The following is a 14,031-nucleotide window of genomic DNA, read 5'->3' as shown; positions in this document are numbered from 1 at the left end:
GTTCAGCCCAGCTTGTCCAGCAGGCTGTACCACGCCACTCCCGCCGCTATATAGAAGCGCTGCAGGCCGTGCAGCGGGATCGGCGTCACCGGCGTGACCGGATAGGGGAACGGGTCCGGCTTGCCGGCGATGCGCGCCGCCATGTGCTTGCCCAGGCTGGTGCACAGCGCCACGCCCCGGCCGTTGCAGCCCAGCGCCACGGTCACGCCGGGCGCGGGCTCGTGCACGTGCGGCATGAAGTCGCGCGTGATGGCGATGCGTCCGCCCCAGCGGTACGCGTATTCGAGCGGGCCGAGCTGCGGGAACAGCAGCGCGAGCGAGCGCTCCAGGTGGGCGAAGTCCTGCGGGCCGCGCGGGTCGGCGAAGAAGCCGCGCCCGCCCATCAGCAGGCGGCCCTGCGCGTCCCGGCGGAAATACAGCAGCAGCCGTTGCGAGGTCGAGGCGGTTTCGCCGCGTGCCAGGATGCCCTGCGCTTCGGCGCCGCGCAGCGGGCGCGTGGCGACGATGAAGCTGTTGGCCGACAGCACCGTCTGCGCCAGGCTGGGCCACAGCGCGCCGGTGTAGCCATTGGTGGCGATCACCACCTGCGCGGCGCTCACCTGCGCACCGGTGGAGGTGGTCGCCACCCACTGCGTGCCTTGCCGCTCCAGCGCCGTGACCTGGGTGCCGCCGTGCACCGCGGCGCCGGCTTCCTGGGCCGCCCTGACCAGTCCGCGCGTGTACGCCAGCGGCTGCACCGCGCCCGCCCGCCCGTCCAGCCAGCCGCCGGCGAAGGCCTGCGTGCCCACGCGCCGGGCGACCTCGGCGCGCTCGAGCATCTCCACCGGCACGCCGCGGCGCGCCCATTGCGCGGCGCGCGCATGCATGGCCGGCAGCGCCGCCGACGAATAGGACAGCTGCAGCCAGCCGCTGCGCACCGGCTGGCAGTCGATGCGGTGGCGCGCGATCAGGTCGAACACCAGGTCGGCCGAGCGCGAGACCGCGTCGATGAGCGGCTCGGCCCGCGCGGCGCCGAGCATGCGCACCAGTTCGTCGGGATCGTACTTGAGGGTGGGATTGACCTGGCCGCCATTGCGCCCGGACGCGCCCCAGCCGGGCTCGCTGGCTTCGAGCACGCACACGCGCGCGCCGTGCCCGGCGAGGTGCAGCGCGGTGGACAGGCCGGTGAAGCCGGCCCCGACCACGAGCACGTCGGTGGCGAGCGATTCGCGCAGCGGCGGGGTTGCCGGCGCGGGCGGCGCGGTCGCGGCCCACAGCGAAGGCGGCAGGGGCGCGGCAACCCCGGCGCCGCCGCCGGTCAGCATGGCCGCGCTCATGTTGCCGCTCCCGTGGTGGCCGCCGTGGCCGTGACGGCCGCGGCGGGCTTGTGCAGCACGCGGCGCAGGAAGTCCTGCGTGCGCGGCTGGCGCGGCGCGCCCAGCACCTGCTCGGCGGTGCCTTCTTCGACGATGGTGCCGCTATGCAGGAAGCACACGCGGTCGGCCACCTCGCGCGCGAAGCCCATTTCGTGCGTGACCACGATCATGGTCATGCCTTCGCGCGCGAGATCGCGCATGACCTCGAGCACGTCGCCGACCAGTTCCGGGTCGAGCGCCGAGGTGGGTTCGTCGAACAGCATGGCCTCGGGCTTCATCGCCAGCGCGCGGGCGATCGCCACGCGCTGCTGCTGCCCGCCCGAGAGCTGGGCCGGCCAGGCGTGCGCCTTGGCGGCCAGGCCGACCTTCTCCAGCAGCGCCAGCGCCTCGCCGCGCGCCTTGTCGCGGCTTTCGCCCTGCACGTACACGGGTCCTTCCATCACGTTCTCCAGCACGCTGCGGTGGGGAAACAGGTTGAAGCGCTGGAACACCATGCCCATGCGGCTGCGCAGGTGGTGGATGCCCTTGCCGGCGCGCTCGACGCGCTCGCCGAAGGCGAGGATCTCGCCGCCGTCATAGGACTCCAGGCCGTTGATGCAGCGCAGTACGGTGGACTTGCCCGAGCCCGAGGGCCCGATCAGGCAGACCACCTGGCCGCGGTCGACGTGCAGGCCGACGCCGCGCAGCACGTGGTGGTCGCCGTAGTGCTTGTGCAGATCGTGGATGTGGATCATGTCTTCTTTCTCCCCGCGCCGAGGCGCCGCTCCAGCCGGCGCAGGCAGAACACCAGCGGCAGGCTCATCAGCAGGTACAGCAGGGCGACCAGCGTGTACACGGTCATGTTCTGGAACGTCGACGAGGCGATCAGCTGCCCCGCGCGCGTCATTTCCGCCACCGTGATGGTGGACACCAGCGACGAATCCTTGAGCATCATCACCAGCGTGTTGCCATAGGGCGGCAGCGCGATGCGGAAGGCCTGCGGCAGGATCACGCGGCGCATCACCAGCGCGGGGCGCATGCCCATCGCCTGGGCGGCTTCGCGCTGGCCCGGGTCGACCGCTTCGATGCCGGCGCGGAAGTTCTCCGCCTGGTAGGCCGAGTAGGCGATGCCGAGCCCGATCACGCCGGCCTGGAACGCCGTCAGGTGGATGCCGATGTCGGGCAGCACGAAGTAGATGTAGAACAGCTGCACGATGATGGGCAGGCCGCGGATCACGTTGATCACCGTCGCCGCGCCCCATGACAGCGCGCGCACCGGCGACAGCTTCAGCAGCGCCAGGGCCAGCCCGATGGCGCTGCTGAGCAGGAAGGCCAGCACCGTCACCTGCACGGTCACGATGGCCCCCTGCAGCAGGATCGGCAGGAAATCGCGCGCCTGCTGGAAGAAGTTGGCGGCTTCCATCGCGGCTCACATGCCCCATTTCTGCACGATGCCCGCCAGCGTGCCGTCGGCCTTGATCCGGGCGATGGCCTTGTTGATGCGGGCCAGCATCTCCGCGTCGCCCTTGCGCACCACCAGGCACACGTCGCCCACGTTGACCGGCTTGTAGCCGGCGGCCAGCTTCACGCCCTGGAAGGCGTTCTGGCGCAGCTGGTACGCGATGATGGGCTGGTCGCCGAGGCCGGCCTTGATGCGGCCCAGCGCCAGGTCGCGCGTCATGTCGGCGACCGAGTCGTAGCTGCGCACCTCCTTGAAGATGCCCTTCTTGTTGAGCATGTCCAGGAACACCGTGCCGACCTGGGCGCCCACCACCTCGCCCTTGAGTTCGTCGAGCGAGGCGTAGGGCTTGTTGTCGTCGCTCTTGACGATCAGCCCTTCGCCGTAGGAGTAGACCGGGTCGCTGAAGTCCACCACCTGCTGGCGCGCCGGCGTCTTGAGCATGGCGGCCGAGATGATGTCGATCTTGCCGGTGGTCAGCGACGGCACCAGCGCGGCGAAGCCGGTCTGCTGCACGTTGACGCCGAAGCCCGCCGCCTTGCCGACCGCGGTGACGGTGTCGATCATCATGCCCTGGATGGTGTTGGTCTTGACGTCCAGGAAGGTGAACGGCACCCCGGTGGCGGTGGCGCCCACGTTGTAGGCCGGCGGCGTGCCCTGGGCGCGGGCGGCCGGGAGGACGGAGAAAATGGTGCCGGCGGCGCACAGGATCAGTGCAGTGCGGCGCGAGATCGAAAAGCGGGACATACGGACACTCCTGGCAGATGGGACAAAAAGGTGCCCAGGCGGGGGCAGCTCACGGCTTCATGCAACGAACATGCCAATTTTCAATTTTCATGGATCAAAATTTAATTGGTGTTAACAAGTAATTGCGCTTTAAGAATCGATATGCGATTCTTCGGCCTGATTCGTCACTGTCATCGCCATGCCCGCCTCCCCCCTGCCGTCCCCCGAAGCCGATGCAACGCCCAGCCTCCTGTTCAACCAGTCGCTGGAAAAAGGGCTGGCCGTGCTGCGCGCGTTCAGCGCCGAGCGCCGCACCATGACCATCGCCGACGTGGCCGAGGCCGCCGGCATCAACAAGAGCTCGGCCCAGCGCATGGTCTTCACGCTCGAGCAGCTGGGCTACCTGCGCCGGCATCCGCAGACGCGGCGCTACCAGCTCGCGCCGCGCGTGATGGAAATCGGCTTCAACTACCTGGCGGCCAATCCGCTGATCGAGGTGGCCAACCCCTTCCTGTCGGAGCTGACCAAGGTCACGACCGAGACCTCGTGCCTGACCGAGCCCGACCTGCTCGACATGGTCTACATCGCGCGGTTCGTCAGCGCGCATTTCGTGCCGGTGCACATGCCGATCGGCAGCCGCATCCCGATGTACTGCACGGCCTCGGGCCGCGCCTACCTGAGCGCGCTGCCGGAGGACGACGCGCTCGCCGCGATCGGGCGCGCGCAGCGGATCGCGCATACCGTCCATACCCGCACGCAGGTGGACGACATCCTGGCCGTGCTGCGCGAGGCGCGCCAGCGCGGCTACGCGGTCAACTGCGAGGAGCTGTTCCTGGGCGACATGACCATCGCCGCGCCGGTGATCGGCGGCAACGGGCGTCCGCTGGGCGCGGTGCACGTGGTCGCGCCGACCAGCCGCTGGACGCGCGAGGAAGCCGAGCGCAAGCTCGCGCCGCCGCTGCTGCAATGCGCGCGCGCCGTGAGCAGTTCGGTGCGCGCGCTGGGCTAGCGCGCCGCCGCACGGGGCTGGCCGCCGGTCCCGGCCGCCGCCCTGCGCCGGCCATGCGCGATGCCGGGCCGGCGTACCCATGCCTGCGCCCGCCGCCGGCATGGCGGCGGCGCGGGGGCTCCTGGCGGGATGGCGGCCGCGCCCGGGCGCCGCGCAAGGCTTACACTCGAGACGTGGAGTCAGCGTGTGTCTTGCCGGGAGCCTGCCATGCCGCTTTTTCGCCGTCTTTCCCCCTTGCTGGCATCCGCCGCGGCGGGTGCCGTTCTGGCTTTCTCGCTCAGCGTCTGCGCCGCCCCGGCGGCCCGGGCCGCGCCGCGGCCGCCGGCCCCGGCGCAGGCGCTCACGCAGCAGGCGGTGGCCGCCTACGACGCCGGCGCCTTCGACGCCGCGCTGCGCGACTTCGCCAGGGCGGCCCAGCAGGGCAACCGGCTGGCGCAGTTCAACTACGCCATGATGCTGCTGCGCGGCGAGGGCACGCCGGTGCGCCAGCAGGAGGCGCTGACGTGGCTGCGCCGCGCGGCCGACAACGACATGACCCACGCCCAGTTCACCTTCGGCGAGCTGTACGAGCACGGCGACCTGGTGCCGCGCTCGCTCGAAGCGGCCAACACGTGGTACCGCCGCGCCGCCGAGGGCGGCCACGTGCAGGCCCAGGTGGCGCTGGCCACCAACTATTTCACCGGGCGCGGCGTGGCGCGCGACTATGGCCAGGCCTTCGCGTGGTACAGCCGCGCGGCCGCCGCCGGCGACGGCGACGCGCAGTACATCGTCGCCAGCTACTACGAGCGCGGCGAGCCCGGCGTGGTGGAGAAGGACATCGAGCAGGCCAAGATCTGGTACGCGCGCTCGGCCTCGCACGGCGATCCCGGCGCGCTGGCCAAGCTGCGCTCGCTGCTCGAGGAGGGGCTCAAGGCCAGGCAGCAGGCCGGCGGCATGTAATGACGGCGTAGTCTGGCTATGCTCGCATGGCGGCATGCCACGCCGGCGGCGGCCGGCGGTGGCGTATTCCGGCCGCCGCGCCCGGTTCCCGGGCGGCGGGGCGGTACAACTCTTGCTTACGAGAAACGGCACAAATACTGCGCCAATGGGAGGCCTTTGTGGCAACGCACGTCGCACTGAATCACGTCACCCACTACCGGTATGACCGGCCGGTGAAGCTCTCGCCGCAGGTGGTCAGGCTCCGGCCCGCACCGCACTGCCGCACCCCGATCCTTTCCTATTCACTGCGCATCGAGCCCGAGCAGCATTTCATCAACTGGCAGCAGGACCCGTTCTCCAACTACCTGGCCCGGCTGGTCATCCCCGAGCCGACGCGCGAGTTCAAGATCACCGTCGACCTGGTGGTCGAGATGGCGGTCTACAACCCGTTCGACTTCTTCCTCGAGCCCTACGCCGAAGCCTTCCCGTTCAGCTACGACGCGGGCCTGGCGCACGAGCTGGCGCCCTACCTGGTCAAGGGCGAGGCGACGCCGCGCTTCGCCGCCTTCGTCGACAGCATCCCGCGCGCGCCCCAGCGCACCATCGATTTCCTGGTGGGCCTGAACCAGCGCCTGCAGCACGACATCCGCTACCTGATCCGCATGGAGCCGGGCGTGCAGACGCCGGAGCAGACGCTGGCGTCGGGCGCCGGCTCCTGCCGCGACTCGGGCTGGCTGCTGGTGCAGACGCTGCGCCACCTCGGGCTGGCGGCGCGCTTCGTGTCCGGCTACCTGCTGCAGCTCACGCCCGACGTGAAGGCGCTCGACGGCCCCAGCGGCGCCGAGGCCGACTTCACCGACCTGCACGCCTGGTGCGAGGTCTACCTGCCCGGCGCGGGCTGGATCGGGCTCGATCCCACTTCCGGCCTGCTGGCCGGCGAGGGCCACATCCCGGTGGCGTGCACGCCCGAGCCCGGCAGCGCCGCGCCGGTCAGCGGCGCGGTGGACGAGAGCGAGGTGGAGTTCCACCACGAGATGTCGATCACGCGCGTCTACGAGTCGCCGCGCGTGACCAAGCCCTATACCGAGGCACAGTGGCAGGCGGTGGCCGGCGTGGGCGCCGAGGTCGACCGCCGGCTCGAGGCGCAGGACGTGCGCCTGACGATGGGCGGCGAGCCCACCTTCGTGGCGGTCAGGGACCGCGACGGCGCCGAATGGAACACCGACGCGCTCGGGCCGACCAAGCGCGGTTATGCCACCGAACTGGTGCACAAGCTGCGCGACCGCTACGGCAAGGGCGGCTTCCTGCACTTCGGCCAGGGCAAGTGGTATCCGGGCGAGCAGCTGCCGCGCTGGGCGCTGTCGATCTGCTGGCGCGCCGACGGCCAGCCGTGCTGGCAGGACCCGTCGCTGTTCGCCGACGAGCGCGAGCCGGGCAACTACAGCGACGCCGACGCGCGCCGCTTCCTCGACCGCCTCGCCGGCACGCTCGGCCTCGACTCCGCCTTCGTGCAGCCGGGTTATGAAGATGCCTGGTACTACTTGTGGCGCGAGCGGCGCCTGCCGGTCAACGTCGATCCGCTCGAGTCGCGCCTGGACGACGAGATGGAGCGCATGCGCCTGCGCCGCGTGTTCGGCGCGGGGCTGGCGCAGGTGACGGGCTACGTGCTGCCGCTGCGCCGCGCCGGCGAGGAGGATGCGCCGGCCCTGCACGGCCAGCGCTGGATCAGCGGCCCGTGGTTCTTCCGCGACGACCGCATGTACCTGCTGCCCGGCGATTCGCCGATGGGCTACCGCCTGCCGCTCGACGCGCTGCCCTGGGTCAGCGAAGCCGATTACCCGTGGCAGTTCGACCAGGACCCGTTCGCGCAGCGCGCGCCGCTGCCCACCGGCGCGCAGTTGCGCGCGCAGTGGCCCGGGCCGGGGTCGACGGGCGCGGAAGGGGCGGGCGGCGCGGTTGGCGGCGCAGTTGGCGGGACAACTGGCGGAGCCGCCGCCGACGGCACGCCCGGCCGGCACGCCGCCGCGATCCGCGCCGGCACCGCCGCCTTCAGCGCGCGCGGCGGCGCCGCGCCGGCCGGCACGGGCGCCTTCGCCCACGGCACGGCGGACCTGGCGCGCGTGCCCGCGCGCGGCGAGTCCGCGGGCTGGATCACGCGCACCGCGCTGTGCGTGGAGGTGCGCCATCCCAGCCGCGCGGCCGGCCCCAAGGCCGAGCTGGCGGCCGCCGGCGACAAGCGCGGCATGCTCTACGTCTTCATGCCGCCGCTGACGGTGCTGGAGGACTACCTGGAACTGCTGGCCGCGGTCGAGTCCACCGCCGCCGCGCTGGGCGTGAAGATCGTGCTCGAAGGCTATCCGCCGCCGCGCGACGCGCGCCTGAAGCTGCTGCAGGTCACGCCCGACCCCGGCGTGATCGAGGTCAACATCCATCCCGCGGCCAACTGGGACGAGCTGGTCGACCATACCGAATACCTCTACCAGGCCGCGCACGAGACCTACCTGAGCAGCGAGAAGTTCATGGTCGACGGCCGCCACACCGGCACTGGCGGCGGCAACCACTTCGTGCTGGGCGGCGCCACGCCGGCCGACAGCCCGTTCCTGCGCCGCCCGGACGTGCTGGCCAGCCTGATCGCGTACTGGCACAACCATCCCTCGCTGTCCTACCTGTTCTCGGGCCTGTTCATCGGCCCGACCAGCCAGGCGCCGCGCGTGGACGAGGCGCGCAACGACCAGCTCTACGAGCTGGAGATCGCCTTCGCCGAGCTGCAGCACCAGCTCGACCGCCTGGGCAGCACGCAGGGCGGCATCGGCGGCGGCGCCTACATGCCGCCGTGGCTGGTGGACCGCACGCTGCGCAACATCCTGATCGACGTCACCGGCAACACGCACCGCAGCGAGTTCTGCATCGACAAGCTCTACTCGCCCGACGGCCCCACCGGGCGCCTGGGCCTGCTGGAGCTGCGCGCGTTCGAGATGCCGCCGCACGCGCGCATGAGCCTGGTGCAGCAGCTGCTGCTGCGCGCGCTGGTGGCGCGCTTCTGGCGCCAGCCGTACCGCACGCGCCTGACGCGCTGGGGCACCGAGCTGCACGACCGCTTCCTGCTCGGCACCTTCGTGCAGATGGATTTCGACGACGTGCTCAGCGAGATGCGCGAGGCCGGCTTCGCCTTCGACAACGCCTGGTTCGCCCCGCACTTCGAGTTCCGCTTCCCGCGCGTGGGCGAGCTGTCCGCCGGCGGGCTGCACCTGACGCTGCGCAGCGCGCTCGAGCCCTGGCACGTGATGGGCGAGGAAGGCAGCGCCGGCGGCACGGTGCGCTACGTGGATTCGTCGCTCGAGCGCCTCGAGGTGCGCGTGCTGGGCATGAACGAGAGCCGCCACGTGGTCACGGTCAACGGCCGCGCGGTGCCGCTGCAGCCCACCGGGCGGGCCGGCGAGTACGTGGCCGGGGTGCGCTACCGCGCCTGGGCGCCGCCGTCTGCGCTCCACCCCACCATCGGCGTGCACGCACCGTTGACATTCGACGTAGTGGACAGCTGGATGGGGCGCAGCATCGGCGGATGCCGGTATCATGTCTCGCATCCGGGCGGGCGCAGCTACGAAACCTTCCCGGTCAATGCCTACGAGGCCGAGAGCCGGCGGCTGGCGCGCTTCTTCACGCTCGGCCACACGCCGGGCGCGATGCGCGTCGAGACGCCGGCGCGCAGCCTCGAGTTTCCGTTCACGCTGGACCTGCGGCAACGCTGATCCGCCTTGCCGCCGAGCTTCGCCCCGTGCCTTTGCAGCCCTCACTGCCCTTCGACGAATCCGCGCCCGCCGCCGAGGCGGCCATGCGCCGCGCGCGCGCGGTGCCGCCCGGGCACCTGGACGAGCTCGGCGCGGGCGCGGGCGGGCTGCGCGAGCCGTGGGCGGGCTTCTTCCAGGTGCTGGGCGAGGACGGCATCGGCGCGCTCGGCCAGCAGGCCGCCGCGATGGCGCGCCAGATCCGCGACAACGGCGTGACCTACAACGTCTACGCCGACAACGGCGGCGCGCGCGCCTGGGCGCTGGACCTGCTGCCGTTCATGGTGGCCGAGGAGGACTGGCTGCAGATCGAGCGCGGCGTGATCCAGCGCGCCACCCTGGCCAACGCCGTGGTGGCCGACATCTACGGCCCGCAGACGCTGCTGGCCAAGGGCCTGCTGCCGGCCGGGCTGGTCTTCGGCCATCCCGGCTACCTGCGCCCGCTCAAGGGCTACCAGCCGCCGGACGGCAATTTCCTGCACATCGTCGCGGTCGACCTCGCGCACACCGCCGAGGGCGGCTGGACCGTGATGGCGCACCGCACCGAGACGCCTTCCGGCATGGGCTACGCGCTGGAGAACCGGCTCATCATCTCCAGCCTGTTCGCCGACGCCTTCCGCGAGCTGCGCGTGCGGCGCCTGCCGGCCGCCTTCGCGCAACTGGTGGCCACGCTGGCGCAACTGCCCGCGGGCCGCCTGTCCGGCCCGGCCGGCGTGCCCGGTGCGCCGCCGCCGCGCGCGGCCGACGCCAGCGCCGCCGCGGCGGCGGCCGGCAAGCACATCGTGCTGCTGACCCCCGGCCCCTACAACGAGACCTATTTCGAGCACACCTTCCTGGCGCGCTACCTCGGCATCACGCTGGTCGAGGGCAAGGACCTGACGGTGCGCAACGACGTGGTCTACCTCAAGACGCTGGCCGGGCTGGAGCGCGTGGACGTGATCCTGCGCCGGCTCGACGACGCCTACTGCGACCCGGTCGAGCTGCGCCAGGACTCCACGCTGGGCGTGCCCGGGCTGCTGCAGGCGATGCGCGCGGGCAACGTGCTGGTCTCCAACGTGCCCGGCTCGGGTTTCCTGGAGACGCCCGCCATCCACGGCTTCCTGCCGGCCATCGCGCGCGAGCTGCTGGGCGAGCCGCTGCTGCTGCCCGGCGTGCCGAGCTGGTGGTGCGGCGAGGACTCGGCGCGCGCGCAGGCGCTCGACCAGCTCGGCGAGGCCTTCCTGATGCCGACCTACCCGCGCGGCATGGCGCAGCCGTGGGAAGGGCCGCGCCTGGGCATGGAGCGCGGCCTGCAGCGGCTGGCCGACTGGCGCGAGCGCATCGGGCAGGTGCCCGACCTGTTCACCATCCAGGCCGACCTGCCGCTGTCGCACGCGCCGCGCTGGGAAGGCCCGCAGATCGGCTCGCGCGCGGCCATGCTGCGCGTCTACGCGATCGCCGACGGGCGCGGCGGCTGGCAGGTCATGCCGGGCGGCTTCACGCGGCTGGCCGGCGAGGGCCAGCCGGCGGTGTCGATGCAACTGGGCGGCTCCAGCGTCGATACCTGGGTGCTGTCGAGCCAGCCGCCGCACGGGCCGGCGCTGGCGGCCGCGACCACGCTGGGCGGGGCCGGGCCGGGGCCGGTCGCCAAGCCGCTGGCGGTGTCGAGCCGCGCCGCCGAGAACCTGTTCTGGGCCGGACGCTACGCCGAGCGCGCCGAGAACAACGTGCGCCTGTGCCGGCTGGTGCTGGGCTCGATCGAAAGCAGCGACGAGCGCGACGACAGCGTGCTCGACGTGATCGGCGAGCTGACGCAGGCCTGCGGCCTGCTGCCGCCCGGCGCGCCGCAGCCGCGCGCCTCGCTGCGCGTGTTCGAGCGCAGCCTGGTGGCGGCGCTGGCCGAGAGCGCCGGCTGGACCAGCGTGGGCCAGAACCTGGCCAGCCACGTGCACGCCGCCACCGAGATCCGCAACCGCCTGTCCAACGACCACTGGCGCACCATCCTGGCCGCGCGCAACGATTTCGGCGACGCGATGGCGGCGGCTTGCACCGGCGCGTCCGGCAGCGGCGACTGCGGTTACTACGACCGCCCGCGCGTGCTGGCCGCGCTCGACCACCTCGGCATGCAGCTCGCCGCCATCAGCGGCGCCCAGGGCGACCGCATGATGCGCGACGAAGCCTGGCGCCTGCTGTTCATCGGCCGCCATATCGAGCGCGTGGGCACGCTGTCGACCTTCCTCGAAGTCTTCACGCGGCATGGCGCGCTCATGCACCGCAGCGGCTTCGACCTGCTGCTGCACCTGTTCGACAGCACGCTCACCTTCCGCGCGCTCTATCCGGGGCGCACCGACATGCCCGCACTCATCGAGCAGATCGTGATCGAACCCACCAACCCGCGCGGGCTCTACGGCCTGCTGGCGCGGCTGCGCGTCAAGCTCGGCCAGATCACGCCGCCGGCCAGCCCGGCCGGCGGCGGCCGCGCGCCGCTGCCGCAATGGCTGCCCGCGGTGGAGACGCTGCCCGGCTGGGAAGCACTATGCGAGCGCGACGGGCGCGGCCAATACACCAATCTGGTGCAATTGTGCGACCGCCTGGGCGGCCTGATGGCGCAGCTCTCCGACGAGATCAGCGCGCGCTACTTCAGCCATGCCGGCGTGGCCGGCGTGCGGGTGCGGCCATGAGCGCGCCGGCGACGGGGCTGGCGGGCGGCGCGGCGGAGCGTCCCGTGGACGAGGCCGGGGCCGGAATCGGAGCCGGGGCCAAGATCGGGACCGAAGCCGGCAACGACGCGGTGGCCGGCCCGGCGGGCGCGGCGGCCATCGCCGCGGTGCCTGCCCCGGCGCCCGCCGCGGCCTTGCTCACGGTCCACCACAAGACCATCTACACCTACTCCGCGCCGGTGGAGAACGCCCAGCAGCGCGCCGTGGTCTGGCCGGTGGCCTGCCCGTGGCAGACCGTGCTGTCGCACAGCGCGTGGGTCGACCCCGAGCCGTCGCACCAGCATGCCGGCACCGACGCCTTCGGCAACCACGTGCTGTATTTCACCATCGACGTGCCGCACGACTTCATGCAGCTGTGCTGCGAGAGCACGGTGCGCGTGATGCCGCGCTGGGACGCGCTCGATCCCGCCGCCAGCATGCCGTGGGAAGACGCCGTGGCGGCGCTGCGCTTTCGCGCCGGCCAGCCGTTCCGGGCGCAGAGCGAGTTCTGCTTCGCCTCGCCCAACGTGGCGCTGCACCCGGACCTCAAGGCCTACGCGCTGGCCAGTTTCGGGCCCGGCGTGCCGGTGGTGGCCGGCGCCATCGACCTGATGCACCGCATCCACGCCGACTTCGAATACGAGACCGACGCCACCGAGGTGGACACCCCCGCGCTGAAGGCGTTCGCGCTGCGCAGCGGCGTGTGCCAGGACTTCGCCCAGGTCATGATCGGCTGCCTGCGCTCGCTCGGCCTGGCCGCGCGCTACGTCAGCGGCTACCTGCGCACCGAGCCGCCGCCGGGCCAGCCGCGCCTGATCGGCGCCGACGCCTCGCACGCGTGGCTGTCGGTGTACTGCCCGCTGGCCGGCTGGGTCGACCTCGACCCGACCAACGACGTGCTGGCCGACACCGGCCACGTGACGCTGGCGTTCGGGCGCGACTACAGCGACGTCTCGCTGCTGCGCGGCGTCATCGTGGGCGGCGGCGCGCATACCGTCGAGGTGGAGGTAAGCGTGCTGCCGCTGGCGTAGCCGGCGCGCGCTGCGCCGGCGGCACGGCTGGCAAGCCAATTGCTTGCGCATTGCAGGGGTTGCCGAAAAAGAAGGGGAATCAATATGCTGAGCCGCACCGCCGACCACCTGTTCTGGATGGCCCGCTACACCGAGCGCGCCGAGAACACCGCGCGCATGCTCGACGTCAACCACCAGACCGCGCTGCTGCCGCAGTCGCGCGACGCATCCCGACAGGGCTGGCTGGCCATGCTCGACGCGACCGAACTCACCCCGGTCTTCGCCGAGCACCACGGCACCGTGGTGCACGAGGAAGTGCTCGACTTCATGGTGCGCGACCTGAGCCATCCGGCCTCGATCATGTCCTGCCTGCGCGCCGCCCGCGAAAACGCCCGCGCCGTGCGCGGCGCGCTGACCACGCCGCTGTGGGAAACCATCAACACCACCTGGCTCGACGTGCAGCAGATGATCGCCGACGGCATCCTGCGGCACGATCCCGCGCAGTTCTTCGAGTGGGTCAAGTTCCGCTCCCACCTCACGCGCGGCGTGGAAGCCGGCACCATGCTCAAGGACGAGGCCTACTGCTTCATGCGCCTGGGCACCTTCCTGGAGCGCGCCGACAACACCGCGCGGCTGCTCGACGTCAAGTTCCAGTCCACCGACCTCGACCGCCAGCAGGACGACTTCTACCAGTGGGCCGCCGTGCTGCGCTCGGTCTCCGGGTTCGAGATGTACCGCAAGGTCTACCGCGCGGCGGTCACGCCCGAGCGCGTGGCCGAACTGCTGATCGTGCATCCCGACATGCCGCGCTCGCTCGCGGCCAGCCTGCGGGAGGTGGTGGCGCTGCTGGCGCAGGTGCGCAATGGGGCTTCAGCGGAGACTGAGCGGCGTGCGGGGAAGCTGCATGCCGAGCTCAAGTTTGCCCGGATCGAGGATATTTTTTCTGTGGGGATTCATGGGTGGCTGGGGGATTTTTTGCGGAGGGTGCATGAGGTGGGGAGTGGGGTTAGTCATAGTTTTTTGATGCGGGGGTAGTAGGGTTTTGTGCTTCGGCTCTAAAGTCAATTTCTTAACGTCAACTTCTGAACGTCAAAGTCAAAGTCAAAGTCAAA

Annotated in this window: 10 protein-coding genes; 6 read left to right on the top strand and 4 right to left on the bottom strand. The window is 71.5% G+C overall.

The genetic code is table 11. From position 1 onward, the window contains the following. Nucleotides 1-2 precede the first annotated feature (2 nt). Genes KF708C_RS33475 through KF708C_RS33460 form a run of 4 tightly spaced genes read right to left on the bottom strand, consistent with a single transcriptional unit; the run spans nucleotide 3 to nucleotide 3,540 of the window. Complete coding sequence (locus KF708C_RS33475) at nucleotides 3-1,316, bottom strand: NAD(P)/FAD-dependent oxidoreductase (RefSeq protein ID WP_197090465.1); 1,314 nt, start codon at nucleotides 1,314-1,316, stop codon at nucleotides 3-5. Further along, nucleotides 1,313-2,089, bottom strand: a complete 777-nt coding sequence (locus KF708C_RS33470) for an amino acid ABC transporter ATP-binding protein (RefSeq protein ID WP_059416116.1) — start codon at nucleotides 2,087-2,089, stop codon at nucleotides 1,313-1,315. Before KF708C_RS33470 ends, KF708C_RS33475 begins: the two co-directional genes overlap by 4 nt. Continuing rightward, entirely contained in the window at nucleotides 2,086-2,757 is a 672-nt protein-coding gene (ehuD, locus tag KF708C_RS33465; RefSeq protein WP_020205665.1) for an ectoine/hydroxyectoine ABC transporter permease subunit EhuD, read from the bottom strand. The genes KF708C_RS33470 and ehuD overlap by 4 nt, the downstream gene beginning before the upstream one ends. 6 nt (nucleotides 2,758-2,763) lie before the next feature. Beyond that, complete coding sequence (locus KF708C_RS33460; RefSeq protein WP_020205666.1) at nucleotides 2,764-3,540, bottom strand: ABC transporter substrate-binding protein; 777 nt, start codon at nucleotides 3,538-3,540, stop codon at nucleotides 2,764-2,766. A 178-nt stretch (nucleotides 3,541-3,718) separates the two neighbouring features. On the opposite strand from KF708C_RS33460, the gene KF708C_RS33455 reads away from it, so the two are divergent. The 6 genes from KF708C_RS33455 to KF708C_RS33430 all read left to right on the top strand — a co-directional run bounded on the left by KF708C_RS33455 (nucleotide 3,719) and on the right by KF708C_RS33430 (nucleotide 13,954). After that, nucleotides 3,719-4,528 (top strand): IclR family transcriptional regulator, encoded by an 810-nt coding sequence (locus KF708C_RS33455; protein ID WP_020205667.1) that lies wholly within the window; start codon nucleotides 3,719-3,721, stop codon nucleotides 4,526-4,528. Between the two features lie 207 nt (nucleotides 4,529-4,735). Continuing rightward, on the top strand, nucleotides 4,736-5,467 hold the full coding sequence (locus KF708C_RS33450) for a tetratricopeptide repeat protein (protein WP_059416114.1): 732 nt from the start codon (nucleotides 4,736-4,738) through the stop codon (nucleotides 5,465-5,467). A gap of 158 nt (nucleotides 5,468-5,625) precedes the next feature. Further along, nucleotides 5,626-9,195: a transglutaminase family protein gene (locus tag KF708C_RS33445; RefSeq protein WP_059416112.1), complete on the top strand. Its 3,570-nt coding sequence runs from the start codon at nucleotides 5,626-5,628 to the stop codon at nucleotides 9,193-9,195. Nucleotides 9,196-9,221: 26 nt separating this feature from the next. Continuing rightward, a complete protein-coding gene (locus tag KF708C_RS33440; RefSeq protein ID WP_059416110.1) occupies nucleotides 9,222-11,891 on the top strand; it encodes a circularly permuted type 2 ATP-grasp protein in 2,670 nt (889 codons plus the stop codon). Next, complete coding sequence (locus tag KF708C_RS33435) at nucleotides 11,888-12,940, top strand: transglutaminase family protein (RefSeq protein WP_231586660.1); 1,053 nt, start codon at nucleotides 11,888-11,890, stop codon at nucleotides 12,938-12,940. Before KF708C_RS33440 ends, KF708C_RS33435 begins: the two co-directional genes overlap by 4 nt. A gap of 84 nt (nucleotides 12,941-13,024) precedes the next feature. Continuing rightward, nucleotides 13,025-13,954: an alpha-E domain-containing protein gene (locus KF708C_RS33430; protein WP_020205673.1), complete on the top strand. Its 930-nt coding sequence runs from the start codon at nucleotides 13,025-13,027 to the stop codon at nucleotides 13,952-13,954. Nucleotides 13,955-14,031: the final 77 nt, after the last annotated feature.

This window comes from Cupriavidus basilensis, from assembly GCF_000876015.1.
Classification (GTDB): domain Bacteria; phylum Pseudomonadota; class Gammaproteobacteria; order Burkholderiales; family Burkholderiaceae; genus Cupriavidus; species Cupriavidus basilensis_B.
This window is presented reverse-complemented; position numbering and strand designations above follow the sequence as displayed.